Annotated in this window: 16 protein-coding genes; 1 reads left to right on the forward strand and 15 read right to left on the reverse strand. The window is 67.5% G+C overall.

All coding sequences use genetic code 11. The features are described from left to right. From BCY78_RS15465 to BCY78_RS15525, 13 genes are all read right to left on the reverse strand, one after another. On the reverse strand, positions 1–1,491 hold the full coding sequence (locus tag BCY78_RS15465; RefSeq protein WP_068303717.1) for an aldehyde dehydrogenase: 1,491 nt from the start codon (positions 1,489–1,491) through the stop codon (positions 1–3). Continuing rightward, on the reverse strand, positions 1,488–2,279 hold the full coding sequence (locus BCY78_RS15470; RefSeq protein ID WP_068303720.1) for an aspartate dehydrogenase: 792 nt from the start codon (positions 2,277–2,279) through the stop codon (positions 1,488–1,490). Before BCY78_RS15470 ends, BCY78_RS15465 begins: the two co-directional genes overlap by 4 nt. A gap of 4 nt (positions 2,280–2,283) precedes the next feature. Continuing rightward, positions 2,284–3,957, reverse strand: coding sequence for a thiamine pyrophosphate-binding protein (locus tag BCY78_RS15475; protein WP_068303723.1), 1,674 nt, complete (start codon positions 3,955–3,957; stop codon positions 2,284–2,286). Between the two features lie 10 nt (positions 3,958–3,967). After that, entirely contained in the window at positions 3,968–4,756 is a 789-nt protein-coding gene (locus BCY78_RS15480; protein ID WP_068303726.1) for an SDR family oxidoreductase, read from the reverse strand. A gap of 1 nt (position 4,757) precedes the next feature. Continuing rightward, entirely contained in the window at positions 4,758–5,672 is a 915-nt protein-coding gene (locus BCY78_RS15485; RefSeq protein WP_068303728.1) for a VOC family protein, read from the reverse strand. Then, positions 5,669–6,478 carry an alpha/beta fold hydrolase gene (locus BCY78_RS15490; protein ID WP_068303730.1) on the reverse strand — a complete coding sequence of 270 codons (810 nt, stop codon included), beginning with the start codon at positions 6,476–6,478 and terminating at the stop codon, positions 5,669–5,671. The genes BCY78_RS15485 and BCY78_RS15490 overlap by 4 nt, the downstream gene beginning before the upstream one ends. Continuing rightward, positions 6,475–7,212, reverse strand: coding sequence for an SDR family oxidoreductase (locus tag BCY78_RS15495; protein ID WP_068303784.1), 738 nt, complete (start codon positions 7,210–7,212; stop codon positions 6,475–6,477). The genes BCY78_RS15490 and BCY78_RS15495 overlap by 4 nt, the downstream gene beginning before the upstream one ends. Next, positions 7,212–8,246, reverse strand: a complete 1,035-nt coding sequence (locus BCY78_RS15500; protein WP_068303733.1) for an aromatic ring-hydroxylating dioxygenase subunit alpha — start codon at positions 8,244–8,246, stop codon at positions 7,212–7,214. The genes BCY78_RS15495 and BCY78_RS15500 overlap by 1 nt, the downstream gene beginning before the upstream one ends. 61 nt (positions 8,247–8,307) lie before the next feature. Beyond that, positions 8,308–8,880: a cupin domain-containing protein gene (locus tag BCY78_RS15505; RefSeq protein ID WP_068303736.1), complete on the reverse strand. Its 573-nt coding sequence runs from the start codon at positions 8,878–8,880 to the stop codon at positions 8,308–8,310. A 67-nt stretch (positions 8,881–8,947) separates the two neighbouring features. Continuing rightward, a complete protein-coding gene (locus BCY78_RS15510; protein ID WP_068303738.1) occupies positions 8,948–9,715 on the reverse strand; it encodes an ABC transporter permease in 768 nt (255 codons plus the stop codon). Between the two features lie 94 nt (positions 9,716–9,809). After that, entirely contained in the window at positions 9,810–10,787 is a 978-nt protein-coding gene (locus BCY78_RS15515; protein ID WP_068303741.1) for an ABC transporter substrate-binding protein, read from the reverse strand. Between the two features lie 36 nt (positions 10,788–10,823). Next, the gene (locus BCY78_RS15520) at positions 10,824–11,594 is read right to left on the reverse strand and encodes an ABC transporter ATP-binding protein (RefSeq protein WP_068303744.1); all 771 of its coding nucleotides are present in this window, start codon (positions 11,592–11,594) and stop codon (positions 10,824–10,826) included. Beyond that, a complete protein-coding gene (locus BCY78_RS15525; protein ID WP_068303747.1) occupies positions 11,584–11,886 on the reverse strand; it encodes a recombinase-like helix-turn-helix domain-containing protein in 303 nt (100 codons plus the stop codon). The genes BCY78_RS15520 and BCY78_RS15525 overlap by 11 nt, the downstream gene beginning before the upstream one ends. 231 nt (positions 11,887–12,117) lie before the next feature. Between BCY78_RS15525 and BCY78_RS15530 the strand changes: the two genes are divergently transcribed. After that, a complete protein-coding gene (locus BCY78_RS15530) occupies positions 12,118–12,912 on the forward strand; it encodes an IclR family transcriptional regulator (protein ID WP_199523167.1) in 795 nt (264 codons plus the stop codon). 16 nt (positions 12,913–12,928) lie between these two features. Here the strand turns inward: BCY78_RS15530 and BCY78_RS15535 are convergent, their stop codons facing one another. After that, the gene (locus tag BCY78_RS15535; RefSeq protein ID WP_068303753.1) at positions 12,929–14,050 is read right to left on the reverse strand and encodes an FAD-dependent monooxygenase; all 1,122 of its coding nucleotides are present in this window, start codon (positions 14,048–14,050) and stop codon (positions 12,929–12,931) included. 146 nt (positions 14,051–14,196) lie between these two features. Beyond that, positions 14,197–14,415 (reverse strand): hypothetical protein, encoded by a 219-nt coding sequence (locus tag BCY78_RS15540; RefSeq protein ID WP_139103188.1) that lies wholly within the window; start codon positions 14,413–14,415, stop codon positions 14,197–14,199. Positions 14,416–14,535 lie beyond the last annotated feature (120 nt).

Below are 14,535 nucleotides of genomic sequence, written 5' to 3' on the forward strand. Positions count from 1 at the left end.
TCAGGCCTCCTCAAGGCGCGCCCAGGGGTGTGGGCGGCCGGTCAGATCGACATAGAGCGACTTCTGCGCCTGATAGGCACGGATGCCCTCGCGGCCCTTTTCGCGGCCGGTGCCGGCATCCTTCTCGCCGCCGAAGGGGGTGGAGATGGAGAATTGCTTGTAGGTGTTGATCCAGACCGTGCCCGTAGTGATGGCGCGGCCGATCCGGTAAGCCTTTGGAAAGTCACGGGTCCAGACGCCACAGGCGAGGCCGTAATCGTTGTCGTTGCCCAAGGCGATGACCTCGTCCTCGCTATCGAAGGGCATGACAACCAGCACCGGGCCGAAGACTTCCTCGCGGCAGATGCGGTCCTCATTGGTCACGCCCGATAGGATCGTCGGCAGGTAATAGGCGCCGTTGTCGTAAACCCCGCCCTCGGGCGCATGGCCGCCGCAGAGCACCGTCGCGCCGTCCGCCACCGCGCGCGAGACATGCTCGGCGACAGCGGCGCGGTGGTCTTGATGCACCAATGGCGCGACCTGCGTGGCCGGGTCCATCGGGTCACCGACGACGAGCGCCTTCGTCGCGGAGACCAGACGGGGGACAAACTGGTCGTAGATCGCGCGTTCGACGAACAGCCGAGACCCCGCGATGCAGCTCTGGCCCGAGGACGAGAACATGCCGAACAGGATGCCCGCGATGGCGAGCTCCGGGTCGGTATCCTTGAAGACGATGGTCGGCGACTTGCCGCCCAATTCCAGCGAGATGGGCATCAGCTTTTCCGCCGCCTGTTTCGCCAGGGTCCGGCCGGTCGAGGTGCCGCCGGTGAAGCTGACGCGCTTGATCGCGGGGTGTTCGACCAGCAGGTTGCCGATCTCGCGGCCCGCGCCGGGCAGGACCGAGAACAGGCCTTTGGGCAGGCCCGCTTCCTCGACGATCCGGGCCAGTTCCAGCGACACGAGGGGCGACCAGCTGGCCGGTTTCAGCAGCACCGCGTTGCCGGCGGCCAGGGCGGGCGCGACCTTCTGCGCATCGGACGCGATGGGCGAGTTCCACGGCGTGATCGCGGCGACCAGTCCCAGCGGTTCATGCACCGACATCGTCAGGTAATCGCCGCGCGGGGTGGTCAGGTCGTCGTCGAGCGTTTCCAACGCGGCGGCGAAATAGCGGAAGGTCGCGGCGGCCGAGGCCACCAGCGCGCCCGTCTCGCGCAGGGTCTTGCCGGTGTCGCGGGTCTGGATGAAGGCGATGCGGGCGGCATTGGCCTCGATCCCGTCGGCGATGCGGGCGAGGTAGCGCGCGCGCTCATGCGGCTTCAGCCCGCGCCACGCGGGATCGGCCTGCGCCTTCAGCGCGCGGGCAATGGCACGCTCGCCATCTGCGCGGCTCGCGCCCTTGAGCACACGGTTGACCGAGCCATCGGCGGGATAGTTCGAGGTGATCTCGGCCCCGGTGCCGATCTCCCATTCGCCGCCGATGAAAAGGCGACCATCCGGCAATTCATGGGTCATATCGCCACCTCATTCCTGCGATTCATCACCTCGCGGGCCACGGAATAGACGGTGGCGAGCGAGGTCTTGGGGTTGTCGGGCGAGGGCTTGCCTTCGATGTGCATGGCATAGTCGGCCGCGCCCGAGGTGACCCGGTATTCGTGGATGTTCTGGCTGACACTCGGGTCCGCGACCATCTCGACGCGGGTGGCCTCGAAGCCCAACCCGGCCAGCGCCAAGGTCGCCGCGACATTGGCGTTCTTGGGATAGGCCAGAGCCGCCTCACGGGCGTTGCCGGTGAAGAAGGTGGCGGGCTCGGTCAGCGCGGGCAGGTCCAGAAGGCCCTCGGCCGGGGTGCCCTTCCACGCGAGCGGCGGCTTGCGCGACGTGTAGACCACGCTGTCGATGCCCGAGGGTTTCAGCGCCGCCAGCAGGTCCACTCCGCCGATGGCGCCCGCGGGCAGGACGACGCGGGTGCCGCCCTTGCGCGCGGCCTCGGTGACGGCGTGGTGGAGATTGGCGTCGGCCAAGGCGCCGATGGAGACGACGACGCATTCCACGCCCGACAGCAGCGCCGGCACGACGGTTTCCACCACCGCCGAATGGCCCGCGCATTCGACGATCAGGTCCGGCCCGGCGGCGATCAGCGCGGCGGCTTCGGTCACCACCTCGGCGCCCGAGGCGCGCGCGGCCTCGGCCTGCGCCGGGCGCACCAGCAGCGTCACGCGTTCGGGCGTCTGGCCCTCGCTTGCCAGCACGTCCAGCAGCGCGCGGGTGATGTTGCCGTAGCCGATCACTCCCAGATGCATGGCGTCAGACCTTGTTGCCGGCGGCACCGGCGGGCGGGCCCGAGAAGGTCTCGCCGAAGGGGCCAATGGCGACCATGTCGATCTCGATGAGACGCGGACCCTCGGCAGCCAGCGCCTCGTCCAGCGTCGCGCCGAAGGCCTCGACGGAGTCGATCTTCACATGCGGCAGGCCGATCGAGGCGCAATGCGCGGCGAAATCGGGGGTCTGCAGGGTCGAGTAATGATAGCGGCTATCGTATTGCGCGGTCTGGATATTCTTGATCACGCCGTAAGCCTGATCGTTCATCAACACGAAGACGATGGGCGCGCGCTCCTGCACGGCTGTGATCATCTCGGCGATGCCCAGCTGCGTGCCGCCGTCGCCGATGAGCGTGATCGCCTTCGGCCCGTCCGAGGCCAAAGCGGCCCCCACGCCCATCGCCACGCCCTGACCGATGCCGCCGCCGAGCGCATGCACACCGTGGCGCGGATCGGCGAAGGTGACGTAGCGGTTGCCGAAGGTCGAGTTCGAGATCGTCACGTCGCGCACCCAGGGATGGCGGCCCTTGGCGACCCGTTCGACCAGCGCATCGGCGACGACCTGATAGGGTCCCATCTGCGCCCGCAGCCGCCCCTCGGCGGTCGCCCGCGCGGTGGCCACGTCGAAGGCGAGCTGCGGATCGACATCCAGCTTTTCGGGCAGCAGGGCCAGCAGACGGCGCAGCGTGTCGGCGGCGTCACCGTGGACGAACAGCTCCACCGGGTAGTTGCGGCCACCTTGCGACGGCTCGGCGTCGATCTGCACCAGCGGACGCGGCAGGCGCATGGCGTTGTTCAGCGTCTCGTTGCCGCGCAGGCGCGAGCCGACGACCAGCATGAAGTCGCAGCTGGCATAGAGCGCCTGCGCCTCGGGCGTCATGTTGTAAGCACCGAGATTGGCCGGGTTTTCCTCGCTGACCACCGCGCGGCCGTTGGTCGAGGTGACGACGGCCACGCCGCGTTTCACCAGCTCGGCGGCCTCGGCCTGCGCGCCACGGGCACCACCGCCGAGCCAGAGCATCGGCCGCTTCGCCTCGCGCAGCATCTCGGCCAGCGCGGCGATGGCGGTGTCGGACGCCCGAGGCCGCTGGGCCTCGGGCGGGGTGATGCGGGTCGCGGTCACGGTCTTCGAGCGTTGCACATCGACCGGGATTTCCAGCGCGACGGGGCCCGAGGGCGCGCTGATCGCAGCGGAGACGGCGGCGGTCAGGGTGCCGATGGCGCTCTCGGCGGACCAGAGGCGGAAATAGGCCTTGGAGATGCCCTTCAGCATCTCGGGCTGGCGCGGCACGTCATGAATCGGCGCGCGGTCGCGGTCGGCGAAGCCCAGATCGACGGTCGAGGTGATGTGCAAAAGCGGCGTGCCGGCGGTCAGCGCCTCGACCTGCGCGCCGGCGGCATTGCCGGCGGCGGTGCCCGTTGAGGTCATCACCACACCCATCTGCCCCGAGACGCGAGCCCAGGCATCGGCCATGTTCATGGCCCCGGCCTCGCCGCGGGCGGGGACGAAGCGGATGCGGCCCTGACGCGCGACGGCGTCGAGGATCGGCATGTTGTGGATCGAGATCACGCCGAAGATCGTGGTGACGCCGATGTCGGCCAGATAGCGGGCGATGAATTCGCCGACGGTTTCAGTCTGGGCGATGGGATCGTGTTTCATGGCGGTCACCTCAGATATGGCGGGACAGGCCGCCCGAAACTTCGAGCTGGGCACCGGTGATGTAGCTGGCGGCCCGAGAGCCGAGGAAAGCGATGGCGGCGGCGGCCTCGGAGGCGTCGCCGAGACGACCCAGGGGAATGCCCTTGTCGCGGGCGAGGTTGGCGTACCATTCCTCGCGGCTGACGGACTGGTCGGGGCGCTCGGCGAAGCGGCGGGTCCATTGGCCCGAGCCGATGAGCCCAACGAGGATCGAGTTGACGCGGATATCCGGTGCGAACTCGACACTCAGCGATTTCAACAGGTTCTGCACACCGGCGCGGGCCGAGGAGGTGCAGACCATGTGTTTCTCGGGCTGGTAGGCCAGCAGCGAGTTGACCGCGACGATGGCGCCGTTGCTGTCGCGCAGCAGGGCTTCGAAGGCGCGGATCGGGTGGATCTGGCTGAAGAGCTTCAGCTCGTATTCCGCGCGCCAATCGTCATCGGCGGTATTGGCGAAGGTGCTGACCCGGCCTTGGCCGGCGTTGTTCACCAGCAGGTCGACCTTGCCGAAACGGGCCTGAACCTCGGCCGCGAAGCCGGTGACGGCCTCGGGCTCCAGTACGGAAAACGCCTTCCACAGGATGCGCTCAGACCCATAGTCGCGGGCCAGAACGGCGGCGACATCGTTCAGCCGGCTCTCGCCGCGCGCACAGAAGGCGACCGAGGCGCCTTGGTCCAAAAGCAGCCGCACCGTGGCAAGCCCGATGCCCGAGGAGCCGCCGGTGACGACCGCGACCTGTTTGTCATAGGGAAGGCTCATCTCACTTCTCCCTCAGCTCGGGGAAACCGGGATCGGGGCGGCCCTGCATCACCGCGCGTTGGGCGGCGGTGGGGGCTCCGGCGGTCATCCATTGGTCCATCTTCTCGGGGTCGTCGCGTGGCCAGACCTGCGCCTGATGGGTGGCCTCGTCGATCTGCTGGATCTCGGCGGTGAACTCGATCACGAAGCCCGAGGGCGAGACGTAATAGGCGAAGGGATTGTCGCCCGGCCCGTGCCGCCCCGGACCCCAGGTCGGCACTACGCCCACCTGCTTCATCCGGCCGATCGAGCGCATGAATTCGTTGATCGAGGGCAGCTCGAAGGCGACGTGATTGACCGAGGGGTAGAAACCCCGCACCAGCGCGATGGAATGGTGGTCCGAGGCGCAGCGCAGGAAGATCATCTGGTCGGCGGAATAATCCGAGACGCGGAAGCCCAGCGTCTTGCAGTACCAATCCGCGACCCCGTCCATGTCGCCCGAGTTCAGCACGACATGGCTGACCTTGCGGGGCTTGGCGAATTGATCGAGCGGCTCTTGCTTCAGCCCGCCCGCACGGAACCGCAGGCGGCGGTTGTCGGGGTCGAGCATCTCGAACCCGTAGCCGCCGACGAAATCGTCGAACTCGGCGGGCGCGCCGAGGACGGCCTCGCCCTGTGCCACCAGCCAGTCATGCAGCGCATCCGTCGACGCGATGTCGGGCATGGCGAAATGGACATAGTCGATGCCATAGACCGGGCCGTCCTTCAGCCCGTAGATGAAAGCCTCGGAGCCGGTGCCGCGGAAATAGACCTCGCCGTCGCCTTCATGCGCCAGCGTCAGGCCCCAATTGTCGAGGTAGAACTTCTTGGTGGCGGTGACGCCGGGGGCGCGCATCACGAGGCCGCGCAGGCTGCCGACGCGAACGGGATCGGTCATGGGGTGACTCCTTTAGCGGCGTGGGTCTTGAGGACGGCAGCGAGGGCCTCGGGCGCCTGCTGATGCAGGGCATGGCCCGCGCCGGGAATGAGGGTGAGCGCGCCGCGATGGGCGGCTTGGATCGCGGCATGGGCGGCGCGGGATTGCTCGGGCGGGGTCACGACATCCTCGGCCCCGACGACCACGGCGGTGGGGACGGAAAGCGCGGCGCAATCGGCGCTGAGGTTGCCCGAGGCGAGCATCCGCACCGCCTGCGCGTAGCCGGGCAGTTTGATCTTTGCCATGCCCTCGGTGACATTGGCCACCAGATCCGGGTGGCTCTCGGGCTGGAACACCAGCCGGGGCGCGCGGGTACGGGCGAACTCGGGCGCGCCGAGGCGCTGGAGGTCATCGAGGCGGGCGGCCTGTTTCTCGGGCAGGTGGCCGGGGGACGCGCTGCCGCCCTGCGCACAGGAGGCGAGGGTCAGGGTCTCAATCCGTTCGGGGTGGGTCCTGGCAAAAGCGGCGCCGATCAGCGTGCCCAGCGAATGGCCGAGCAGGTGGACTCGGGTGAGGCCGCGTGCGTCGAGGAAGGCCTCGAGCGCCTCGGCATAGTCGACCGCCGTGGGCCAGTCCTGCGCCAGTGCCTCGCTGGGGCCGTAGCCGGGGGCCTCCCACGCCAGCACACGCCAGCCGGGAAGCGCGGCGGCGAGCGGGTCGAAGGCGCGCGCCTCGGAGCCGATGCCATGCAGCGCGACCAGCACGGGGCCGTCGCCCGGATGCTCGCGCCAGCCGAACCCGGCGGCGATATGGTCGCGCGCGCTCATGACACGAAGACGTAGCCGTTGTTCACCGGCATTGTCTGGCCGGTGAGGGTGAGCGAGGCCTCGGACAACAGGAACGCGACGGTGCCGGTGACCTCCTCGGCCGATTGGGGCCCGGGAACGGCGCGGCCGTCACCATAGAGCGCGTGACGGGCGGCGGGGACGTATTCGGTGCTCTCGGTCGTCAGGATGCCCGGCGCGATGCAGGTGACGCCGACGCGGTCGGGGCCCATCTCGCGCGCGAGGCTGCGGGTCATCGCCATCACCGCGCCCTTGGAGGCGGTGTAGGCCAGCAGCCGGGGCGCGCCCCAGATCGCGGTGTCGGAGGCGACATTGACCACCCGGCCCGAGCCCGAGGCCCGCAGCATCGCCGAACAGGCTCGGGTCATCAGCCAGGTGCCGCGCACGTTGACGCGGTGGACACGGTCCCAGAGCTCGAGCTCGATATCCTCGAACGCCATGCCGCCGACATTGGTGGCGACGGCGCCGTTGTTGACCAGCCCGTGGAGTTCGCCCTCGGTCGCGGCGATATCCTCGGCCAGAGCGGTGATGCTGGCGGGATCGCCCAGATCAACCGTCACCGCCCGCGCGCCCAGCTCGGACGCAGCGGCCTGCACCCCGGCAGTGTCGATATCCGCCAGCACCAGCCGCGCGCCCTGGGCCGCGCAGGCCCCGGCGAACACGCGACCAAGGCCGCGCGCCGCGCCGGTGATGAGGATCGTGCGTCCGGTCAGCATCACTCGGCCGCCACGGCGAGTTCGGCTTCGATCTGTTCCTTGGCCGCGCGGGTCAGGATCTGGCGGATGCGCGACACGCCGAGGTCGTGCTGGTAGAGCATCTCGCGCTTGCGGGCGTCGTCGGGCATGCCTTCCAGCATCACGCGGTCCTGCTCCAGCACATGCCAGTGGTTGGCTTCCAGCTTGGCGCGGTAGAGGAAGCGCCAGCTGTCACGGGCGATCCCCTCGACCTTGCGCAGGCGCCAGAAGAAGACCTTGCAGGTGGTCTCGTCCACGGGCGTGGTGAAGCCGACGATCCGCATGTTGCCGCCGGGGCCGGCCGCGGGCGGATAGGGGATGTCGAGGAAGCAATACATGTTGCCGGGGAAGACGGCGAATTCGGCCCAGTCGAAATTGTCGCCGACCTGACCCACGCGGGTGACGTGGAAGCCGTTGTCGGTCTTGTCGAGCTTCATCAGGTCCTGCTTCGAGCCGTAAGCCAGCGTGAAGCTTTCGGAATGCAGGTAGCAGCCGTGCATCGGGTCGGCGAGGTTGTCGAGCGCGTAGCGGTAGTTCGTCTCCCAGACCGAGGTACACAGGAACCCGGTCCATTCGTCGCCCACCAGTTCCGGCGGCATGACCAGCTCGGGCGGCTCGGGCTGGGTGAGCGAGGGGATATAGACGAAGACGGCATCCGAATGCTCGGTGACGTGGAAGTTCTTCAGCGCCTTGCGGCCCTCCATGGCGCATTCGGGCATGGCGGGCACGCGGACCACGACGCCTTCGCCGTTGACGATCACGCCATGGTAGCGGCAGCCGATATTGCCCTCATGGATCTCGCCATAGGAGAGCGGCGCGCCGCGGTGGGGGCAGAAATCCTCAACGCAATTGATCGAGCCGTCGGGCTTGCGCCAGAGGACCAGCTTCTGGCCCAGAAGCTTCACGCCATGGGGCTTGGTGGCTTTGACCTCGACGGATTTGGCGACCGGGTACCATTGGCCCAGAAGGCCGGTGTTCACGCGGTCCTCGATCAGGGCTTTCTTGTCGATGCTCATGGCGGGCTCCTGGGACAGGGTAAGGGGTGAGGCGGGGTGAAACCCCGCCCTACGGGTCAGCTCAGCCGGCGGCCTTTGCGCCCTTGGCGGGACGCGGGATCTTGGCGACCGGGTGCTCGGGCGGATAGGTCGGGGTGACCGGCTTCGGGTTGCCGATCAGCACGCACATCAGCGCCTCTTCGATGCCCTCGTTGCGCAGGCCACGATAGACGCCCGGCGGGCAGGAAATGAGGTCGCGCTCGGTCAGGACGGTTTCGACCATCTCGCCCTTGTGCTCGATGAAGAAGCGGATCTTGTGGCCCTTGAGGATGAAGAAGATCTCCTCGGCGTCGCGGTGGATATGCAGCGGGCCTTCGCAGCCGGCGGGCAGGACCATGGTCGAGAAGGTGAAATTCTCGGCCGGCACGACGTTCTCATCCGCATCGACGCCGGTTGCGCCGGTGCCGACATAGCGCATCTGGGCGCGGCGATAGACCGGGTCGAAATCGGCCTGGAATTTCAGCGCGTCCCAATCCAGCGTCCGGGTCGCATAGGTCGCGGTGCGGCTGGTGATCCAGCTCTCCAGCGTCATGCCCTCGGGGATGACCACGTCATCGGGTTCGATCGAGGGGAATTTCTTCGGAGCGGTGCTCATGGAAGTCTCCAGTTCTGCGGGGAGGAAGCGGCGGGCTGAGGGGCTGGCCGCAAGGATTGGGAGGGGGTCAGTGTTCTTTCTTCGGCAGGTAGTGCAGCAGCCGCTCTTCCGCCCAGACGAGGACCGAGTAGAGCAGGATGCCGATGACCGTGAGAAGCACGATCGAGTTGAACACCATCGCCGCATTGGCCTGACCGCCGCCGTAGCTGATCAGGAAGCCAAGGCCGGTGTTGCCGCCCACCAGCTCGCCGACCGTCACGCCGATCACGGCAAGGGTCGAGGCGATGCGCAGGCCGGCCATCAGGTTCGGCAGGGTCGAGGGGAATTCGACCTTCATGAAGATCTGCCAGCGGGTCAGCGAATAGGCGCGGGCGAGGTTCACCATGTCGCGGTCGACGGTCTTCATCGCGGCCAGCACGTTCACCAGCACCGGGAAGAAGACGATCAACACGGTGACCAACAGTTTCGGCGTGGCATTGTAGCCGAACCACATGATGAACAGCGGCGCGAAGGCGACCTTGGGCGCGATCTGCAATGCGAGGATATAGGGCGAGAGCACGCGCTCCCAGAATTCCGACAGGCCCAGCAGGTAGCCGATGGCGGCGCCGAGGGCCGAACCGATGCCGAAGCCCAGCACGGTATAGAGCGCGGTCGAGAGCGTGTTCTCGATCAGATCCTCGCGGCGATACATCCGGCCCAGCTCCGACAGCATGTCGGTGATCGTCGGGATGATGAATTTCGGCACGCCGAGGGCGGGCGGCAGGAACTGCCAGACCAGCAGCACAAGGGCCAGGATCGTCACGGCGACGAGCTTTTGCGTGGTGGCTTGCGACATGGGGGCCTCGGCTGGCTGGAAGGAGAAGGGCAAGTCTCTCCCCGCCGCCGCCCGTTGGGGCGACGCTTGCGTGGCGGGGAGAGGGAAGGAGCGGTTACTCGGTGACGAATTCGTTGGTGTAGACGTCGGCGATCGGCACCGCCTCGTTCACGATCTCGTCCTCGACATAGAAGTTCTGGACTTCCAGCAGCTGCGCTTCGTCGAAGGCGCCGATCGGGCGGTCGCCGTCTTGCGCGTAGACGTTGTCCACATACATCCGCATGATGCGCTCGATCTGCTCGACATTCTCGGCATGGCGGTCGACGTAGCCGACATAATCCAGCGCCGCCTGATGCGGGTCGGCGATGATGTCGTTGATCGCGTGGATGGTCGCCTGCACGAAGCCGCGCACGGCCTCGGGATGCTCGGCGATGTAGCTGTCGGATGCGATGATCGCCTGTGCCTGCGCCGGGAAGATCGAGCGCGCCGGCACGGTGGTCAGCTCGACGCCCGCGTCCTCGATGGCGACGATCCATTCCGGCACGCCGGACATCGCCTGAATGGAACCGGCGATCATGTTCTGGATGATGCCGCCCGGCCCGAGCGCCTGCACATCGGCATCCGAACGGGTCATGCCCTCGGAGGCCAGCACGGCGAGCAGGTTGTAATAGGTGGTGTCCTGGAAGCCGATGACGCCGATGGCATGGCCGCCCAGATCGGCCGGGCCGGTGATGCCGCTGTCATTGCGCCAGGCGATCTGCGTGATGCCCTGACCGCCCAGCAGCGCGACGCCGCGAATGGGCAGGCCGTTGGCGCGCACGATCATCGCCGTGTCGCCCATGCCGCCACCGAGGTCAGCGTTGCCCACGGCCACCTGCGTCGCCACATCGGCGCCGCCCTGACCGATGCGGAAGGTCACGTCGAGGCCGGCTTCCTCGTAGTAGCCTTTGCCGAGCGCCAGCTGGAAGGGCGCGAAGGCGGGCAGGAAGTCGGGGGCGGGGAAGAGATAGGTCAGCGCGGTCTGGGCCGAAGCGGCGGCACCCGAAACCGCCAGCGCGGCGGCGAGGCCGAAGCCGAGGAAGGAATGCTTCATGGTCGTTCTCCTGTTGGGTCTTATCGTTGTCGTTCGTCAGGCGGCGCGCCGGTCGAGCTTCAGCAGGGTGAAGATCTCGTTGGCGTATTCGTGGATCTCGGTCATCTGGCGGCGGGCCAGCGGATGCTCGCGGTTGGGCAGCGCGATGGGGATCTCGCGCTGGACGGTGCCGGGACGTTCCGACAGCACCAGCACGCGGTCCGACATGATCACCGACTCGGCGAGGTCATGCGTGATCAGGAGCGTGGTGATCCCCGCCTCCTTGATCGTCTCGGCAAAGCTGTCCTGAATGAGCAGCTTCGTCTGCGCATCGAGGGCCGAGAACGGCTCATCGAGAAGGATGATATCGGGGTCGATGGCCAGCGTCCGGGCCAAGGCCGCGCGCTGCCGCATCCCGCCCGAGAGCTGGTAGGGATAATGGTTCTCGAAGCCCTTCAGATGGCAGCGTTCCAGCTCCGCCATGGCACGGTCGCGGCGTTCCGACTTGGACACGCCCCGCGATTCCAGCCCGAATTCGACGTTCTTGATGATCGTCCGCCACGGCAGCAGCAGGTCTTTCTGCAGCATGAAGCCGACATGCGGGTTGGGCTTCGTCACCAGCTGGCCCGAGACCTTCACCTGCCCGCTGGTCGGCTGATAGAGGCCCGCAGTCATCGACAGGATCGTCGACTTACCGCAGCCCGAAGGCCCGACGACCGAGACGAATTCGCCCTTCTCGACCTTGAAGTTGATGTCGTTGACGGCGGTCAGTTCCTGCCCCGAGGGCAGGGCGAAGGTCTTCGAGACGTGGTCGAACTCAAGCGCCATAGCCGTTTTCCGCATAGGCCGCGTCCAGATCGGCATTGAGCGCCTTCAGCTCGGTTTCCAGCAGCGCCAGATCCCAATCGGTGCGGCCCGAGATGGGCGCGGTCACGCCCTTGGCCTTCAGCCCGGCGGCGACGGCGGCGAAGTCGTGTTCCTTCGTGCCCATGATCTCCATCAGCGCGGCGGCGAGGGCCTGTTCGGCCTCGGTCAACGGACGGCCCAGCGACTGATGCGCCAACGCGGGGCGCGAGGTGTCGCGGGCGCGCTGCGAGAGTCGGTCCTTGAAAGCGTCCATCGGCGTCTCCTGTGCTGGCTTCCCTTCCGCGTGGCCCCGTTTCGATTTGGACTTGCGAAAGCGTTCATATTAGAACATGCTGTTCATTATTGGCGCAGGCAAAGATTCGGTCAAGAAGAATCTTGAAGAAAGCGGGCCACGACCCGCCGGCGCCTTTGGAAAGGGCAGGTGGCCTGCGATTGCAGCATGCCCTGACCCGACGTAAGACAGGGAAGAGCGGAGGATCTGTGCGTGAGTGACGAGACCGAAACCGAAGGTGCCAGCTATTCCGTTCCGCCTGTGCACCGGGCTTTCCGCCTGTTGCGGCACATCGCCGGCGGCGCGCGCTGCTCGAACGCCAGCGCCACGGCCCGCGAATTGGGCATCAACCGCACCACGCTGATCCGCCTCCTGCACACGCTCGAGGCCGAGCGCATGATCGAGACGCATGACGAAGGCCTCAGCTGGCAATTGGGGCCGGGCATGATTGCGCTGGCCGCCGATGCGTTGAAATCGCGGGATGTGGTGCGGGTGGCGCAGCCGGTGATGGCGCGGCTGGTGACGCAGCTCGGGCTCTCGGCGCATATGGGTATCCTTGAGGGGACAGAGATCATCTACCTGCTGCGCGAGACGCCGAATTCGCATCTGGTGAGCAATGTCCGCGAGGGCTCGCGCCTGCCCGCCCATGCGACGACCATCGGCCGCATCCTGCTGGGTGCCTTGCCGGAGGGCGAGCTGGAGCGGCGCTATGCCGGCGCCGATCTGTCCACCTTCACCGACAAGACTGCCGCGTCGATGCAGGCGCTGAAAGCACAGATCGAGGGTGATTGGGTGAAGGGTGTTGCCTGGAGTTCCGGCAATTTCGAGCGCGGGATCGGTTCCTGCGCGGCGGCGATCTATGACCATCAGGGGCGGGCTGTTGCCGGTCTGAACGTCACCGGGCCGGAGGGGCAGTTCCAGCCCGACACGCCCTTGGCCGCGCAGATCGAAAGCGCGGTGCGGGAAGCGGCCGCCGAGGTCTCGGCGGCCTTGGGGTATTCGGGCTGAGAAGGGCGCCGAGGTCTCAGACCTCGGCCGACCATGCCTGATAGCCGTAGACCCAATCGGCATTGCCTTGGGTTTTCAGCCATTCATTCGCCAAGGACGAGCGCTGGATCTCGGACGTCCGCGGAATGCGCGCCTGCTCGTAGCGGGTGAGCGCTTCGGGTGCGGTCTCGGGTGTGGCGCCTTCCAGCGCGCGGGCCAGCACTACCGCATCCTCGATCGCCATGCAGGCCCCCTGCGCCATGAAGGGCACCATCGGATGCGCGGCATCGCCCAAGAGGCTGATCCGCCCCGTCGACCAATGCGGCATCGGCTCGCGCACATGCAGGGCCGAGCGGGTCACCGATTCACAGGCATCGAGCAGCGCGCGGGCCTGCGGGTGGAAATCGGCGTAATGGCCGCGCAGTTCGGCGATGTCGCCGGGGAGCGTCCAACCTTCCTCGGCCCAGCCCTCCTGCTTGTGGGTGGCGAAGACGAAGATCTCCTGCCCGTGGGTCAGCGGGAAGGTGACGATCTGCCGGTCGGAGGAAGGCCCCCACCATTTGGTGAACGCGTCAAGGTCCGGCAGGTCGCCGCCCTTCTCACGCGGGAAGACGGCGCGCCACGACACCAGCCCGGTGAATTGCGGATGGTCGGGGCCGAAGACCGCCTCGCGCACCGGGGAGTGGATGCCGTCGGCACCGATCACCACATCAGCGCGGATCACATCACCGTCGGACAACTCGGCCCAAGCACCCTCGGCATCCTGCCCGACCGTCTTCACGGTGGCGCCGAAGCGCAGCACGCCCTCGGGCAGCAGGGCCTCCAGCGCGGCCAGCAGGTCGGCGCGGTGCACGGTCAGCTGCGGCGCGCCGTAGCGGGCCTCGGCAGCCTCGGACATCGGCAGGCGCGAGGTCTCCTCGCCGCTGTCCCAGGTCCGGCTGATGCGGTGGGTCGGACGGGCCGCATTCTTGCGCAGATCCTCGCTGGCGCCCAGACGGTCCAGCGCATGCACGGCATTCGGGGTCAGGTTGATATCCGCACCCACGCGGCCGAACTGGCGCGCCTGTTCATAGACGGTGACGGTGTGACCCATGCTGCGCAGGGCAATGGCGGCACAAAGCCCGCCCACGCCGCCGCCACAGATCGCGATATTCAGCATCTGCCTTCTCCAAGCTGTGCAATAATGAACGATTTATTCAAGTATGGACAGTTGGCGAGAGTCGGTCAAGCCTGCTGGCAAGGCATACGCCCCCGGCCGCCGTCCCGGCGGAGCGGCTGCGCAAGATTTCGGCACGTGGCGGGGGGTCAGGCCGGGATGTCAGCGAAAGCGGCGGTGCCGTCCGTGAACAGCGCGACCACCAGTGGCCCATGCGGCGGCGCATAGGCGGAGTGGCGGTGCCGGTTCCGAGGGAGCGAGACCTCGTTGCCGGGCGAGACTTCTTGTCCGGCGACGGAGAGGTGGCGGATCGGCCGGTCCGCCGTGATCCGCAGGTGCAGCACCTCGCCCTCCGGCGTCGCAGTCACCGTCAGGCGGGGCGGTTGGGCATCAGGCGGCCGCCGGCCCCCCCGGGGCGGCGGGGGGGGGGGCAGGGCGGGGGCGGGGGGGTGGTGGGCTGGGTTCTGTACCCGCCGCTCTCGACCCGT

This window comes from Pararhodobacter sp. CCB-MM2 (genome assembly GCF_001691415.1).
Lineage (GTDB): Bacteria > Pseudomonadota > Alphaproteobacteria > Rhodobacterales > Rhodobacteraceae > Pararhodobacter.

What these genes read in the sequence shown, in the direction of transcription:
- BCY78_RS15510 (WP_068303738.1), bottom strand. Translation starts at nt 9,715, where the DNA reads ATGTCGCAAGCCACCACGCAAAAGCTCGTCGCCGTGACGATCCTGGCC.
- BCY78_RS15525 (WP_068303747.1), bottom strand. Translation starts at nt 11,886, where the DNA reads ATGGACGCTTTCAAGGACCGACTCTCGCAGCGCGCCCGCGACACCTCG.
- BCY78_RS15500 (WP_068303733.1), bottom strand. Translation starts at nt 8,246, where the DNA reads ATGAGCATCGACAAGAAAGCCCTGATCGAGGACCGCGTGAACACCGGC.
- BCY78_RS15465 (WP_068303717.1), bottom strand. Translation starts at nt 1,491, where the DNA reads ATGACCCATGAATTGCCGGATGGTCGCCTTTTCATCGGCGGCGAATGG.
- BCY78_RS15480 (WP_068303726.1), bottom strand. Translation starts at nt 4,756, where the DNA reads ATGAGCCTTCCCTATGACAAACAGGTCGCGGTCGTCACCGGCGGCTCC.
- BCY78_RS15470 (WP_068303720.1), bottom strand. Translation starts at nt 2,279, where the DNA reads ATGCATCTGGGAGTGATCGGCTACGGCAACATCACCCGCGCGCTGCTG.
- BCY78_RS15485 (WP_068303728.1), bottom strand. Translation starts at nt 5,672, where the DNA reads ATGACCGATCCCGTTCGCGTCGGCAGCCTGCGCGGCCTCGTGATGCGC.
- BCY78_RS15515 (WP_068303741.1), bottom strand. Translation starts at nt 10,787, where the DNA reads ATGAAGCATTCCTTCCTCGGCTTCGGCCTCGCCGCCGCGCTGGCGGTT.
- BCY78_RS15535 (WP_068303753.1), bottom strand. Translation starts at nt 14,050, where the DNA reads ATGCTGAATATCGCGATCTGTGGCGGCGGCGTGGGCGGGCTTTGTGCC.
- BCY78_RS15495 (WP_068303784.1), bottom strand. Translation starts at nt 7,212, where the DNA reads ATGCTGACCGGACGCACGATCCTCATCACCGGCGCGGCGCGCGGCCTT.
- BCY78_RS15505 (WP_068303736.1), bottom strand. Translation starts at nt 8,880, where the DNA reads ATGAGCACCGCTCCGAAGAAATTCCCCTCGATCGAACCCGATGACGTG.
- BCY78_RS15490 (WP_068303730.1), bottom strand. Translation starts at nt 6,478, where the DNA reads ATGAGCGCGCGCGACCATATCGCCGCCGGGTTCGGCTGGCGCGAGCAT.
- BCY78_RS15520 (WP_068303744.1), bottom strand. Translation starts at nt 11,594, where the DNA reads ATGGCGCTTGAGTTCGACCACGTCTCGAAGACCTTCGCCCTGCCCTCG.
- BCY78_RS15475 (WP_068303723.1), bottom strand. Translation starts at nt 3,957, where the DNA reads ATGAAACACGATCCCATCGCCCAGACTGAAACCGTCGGCGAATTCATC.